This window comes from Sphingomonas sp., assembly GCF_019242355.1.
Lineage (GTDB): Bacteria > Pseudomonadota > Alphaproteobacteria > Sphingomonadales > Sphingomonadaceae > Sphingomicrobium.
In genome coordinates, this window is record NZ_JAFAVR010000122.1 from 1 (window position 1) to 2,688 (window position 2,688).

The window sequence follows — 2,688 nt, forward strand, 5'->3', positions numbered from 1 at the left end:
ACTCCGGGGTTGAAAACTTGGGCGGGCTTTAGGGCAGCGAAGTTCGGCTCGCAACCATCCGCGAGCTTGGGAATGCAGAGTTCGCGACGGGGACGTGCCATCCGTTTGGCGCTCTCCGCGGCCTGTGCAATGAAGCCTTAAACGGACACTGGTATCGGGTGGGGGATGCTCGAACGCAGGATGACGCCGCCGTGGACCTATGCGCTAGTCGCGGCGCTGTTGCTGGCCGCGCTCTGCGCACGTCTCCTGATGCTGCCGCTGACGACGATCGACCAGCGACTTTTCCTGGTGCCGTGGCTCGAGCACGCGGGACGGGTAGGTCGCCACTATCTGGAGCGCCCGTTCACGAACTACGCGCCGGCTTATGAACATGTGCTCGCCTTGCTTGCCCTGTTCCCCGGGTCGGCGATGCTTCGGATCAAGCTGTTTTCAATTCTGTTCGACGTCATCCTGGCGGGCAGCACCGCCTGGATTTCGCCAGTGGCGTGGCGATGGCCGGCCTTCTGCTTGATCCTGTTGCTTCCGACGGTCGCCTTGAACTCCGCGCTCATGGGCCAATGTGACGCAATTTACGCAACTTTCGTCATCCTCGCCCTCGGCTGCATGATGCGGGATCGTCCGGCGGTCGGATTGCTGGCGTTCGCCACGGGACTGGCGATCAAATTGCAATCCATGCTGTTCGCACCGTTCCTGGCGCTCATGAGCTCGGAGCGGCGGTTGCCGGTATGGACTTGGCTGCTTCTGCCTGTTCCTTACCTCGCATTTGCGCTGCCGATGATCCTCGCGGGACGGCCGGTTGATGACGTCCTGTTCGTTTATGCCCGCCAGACGGACAGGTTCAGCGAGCTCGCGAAGAACGCGCCCAACCCCTGGGCTCTTGTCAATTACCTGGTGACTTACCCAGTCGGCATGGCCGTCGGAGTTCCGCTAGCGCTGTTCGCGTTGGCTGCACTCATGCTGCTCCTGCGGCGCAAGCGTGTCATGCGGAGCCGGGAGGGGATGTTGCTTGCCGCGGCAATCCTGCTCATCGCGGGTCCTTATCTGATGCCCAAGATGCATGACCGATTCTTCTACCTGGTCGATCCGGTGCTTGTCGCTCTGGTCGGGTTCAACCGCCGCTATTGGCCGGCCCTGGCTCTGGCGGAGGCCGGGTCCCTCCTCGCCTACCTGCCCTTCGTTGCGATCGAGAACCGCGGGATACCGCACCCTTCCCAGGCGCTCATGTTGACCCACGCTCTACTCCCGGTGATGGGGGCAATCGCCATGGGTATGGCACTGATCCTGCTCATTCAACGGGCGGCCACGTTTACGCCTGAAGAGGGATCAGGCGATCAGCGCAGCGCGCCCGCGACGAGCTTCTGGAGCTTGCTGTGGACCGCGGCCGAACCCGCGACATATTCGCCGCGCTCGAAGGCTCGGTCCGCTCCGCGGTAATCGCTGACGAAGCCCCCGGCCTCGCGCACAAGGAGGACTCCGGCGGCGGTATCCCAGAGATCGAGGGCGTCTTCCCAGAAGCCGTCCATGCGACCTGCAGCCACCCATGCCAGGTCGAGCGCGGCCGAGCCGTAGCGGCGGATTCCGGCCACTTGCGGCGCGACGGCGAGGTACATCTTCGCCCATTGCTCGGGATTGCCGCGGCCGAGGAACGGGATTCCGGTTCCGATGACGCTGTCCGCGAGGTCGCGGCGAGCCGAGACGCGAAGCCGCGCGTCGTGAAGCCAGGCGCCCCTGCCCTTTTCCGCCCAGAAGCTCTCGTCAGTCAGAGGCTGATAGACCAGCCCTTGCGTGATCTCGGTGCCGCCGCCCGGCTTCTTTTCCTCGACCGCGATCGAGATGGAGAAGTGGGGAATGCCGTGAAGGAAGTTCGTCGTCCCGTCGAGCGGATCGACGATCCAGCGCGGCTTGTCGGGATTGCCGGCGATCTCGCCGCCTTCCTCGAGCAGCATGCTCCAGTCGGGCCGGGCGTTGCGAAGCTCCTCGACGATGGTCTGCTCGGCCCTCTTGTCGGCCATCGACACGAAGTCGCCAGGTCCCTTGCGGCTGACCTGCAGCTGCTCGACCTCGCCGAAGTCGCGACGCAGCCGCGGCGCCGCCTTGCGGGCAGCGCGCGTCATGACGGTGATCAGGCCGGAGTGGGAGACCATCGCTTCAGTCCGCGCGGCGGACGTAGGTCTTTTCGTAGACGTCGACGACAATGCGCGTGCCGGCGCCGATATGCGGTGGGACCATCACCCGAACGCCATTGTCGAGGATCGCCGGCTTGTAGCTGGACGAGGCGGTCTGGCCCTTCACGACGGCATCGGCCTCGACGATCGTCGCTTCGATCTGGTCCGGGAGTTGAACGCTGATCGGCCGCTCGTCGTAGAGCTCCATGACGACGTCCATGCCGTCCTGAAGGAAGGCCGCGGGCTCGCCGATCAGGTCCTTGGGCAGGTTCACCTGCTCGTAACTGTCCTTGTCCATGAAAACGAGGCTGTCGCCGTCGGCGTAGAGATACTGGAAGTCCTTGGTGTCGAGGCGGACGCGCTCGACCGTCTCGGCGGAGCGGAAGCGGACGTTGGTCTTGCGGCCGTCCATGAGGTTCTTCATCTCGACCTGCATGTAGGCGCCGCCCTTGCCGGGCTGCGTGTGCTGGGTCTTGGCGACCTTCCAGATGCCGCCTTCGTATTCGAGGATGTTGCCCGGACG

General features: G+C 64.4%; 3 protein-coding genes. 1 reads left to right on the forward strand and 2 read right to left on the reverse strand.

Going from position 1 to position 2,688, the window contains the following annotated elements; translation table 11 throughout:
* Positions 1-165: 165 nt before the first annotated feature.
* On the forward strand, positions 166-1,434 hold the full coding sequence (locus tag JOZ79_RS05795) for a hypothetical protein (protein ID WP_294071848.1): 1,269 nt from the start codon (positions 166-168) through the stop codon (positions 1,432-1,434).
* Here the strand turns inward: JOZ79_RS05795 and JOZ79_RS05800 are convergent.
* Both JOZ79_RS05800 and efp read right to left on the reverse strand, forming a co-directional pair.
* Complete coding sequence (locus tag JOZ79_RS05800; RefSeq protein WP_294071851.1) at positions 1,332-2,144, reverse strand: inositol monophosphatase family protein; 813 nt, start codon at positions 2,142-2,144, stop codon at positions 1,332-1,334. The genes JOZ79_RS05795 and JOZ79_RS05800 overlap by 103 nt on opposite strands.
* A 4-nt stretch (positions 2,145-2,148) precedes the next feature.
* A partial coding sequence (gene efp / locus JOZ79_RS05805; protein ID WP_294071854.1) for an elongation factor P occupies positions 2,149-2,688 on the reverse strand: 540 nt, incomplete at its 5' end.

Coding starts and splice junctions, on each gene's coding strand:
- JOZ79_RS05795 (WP_294071848.1), top strand. CDS start 166: ATGCTCGAACGCAGGATGACGCCGCCGTGGACCTATGCGCTAGTCGCG.
- JOZ79_RS05800 (WP_294071851.1), bottom strand. CDS start 2,144: ATGGTCTCCCACTCCGGCCTGATCACCGTCATGACGCGCGCTGCCCGC.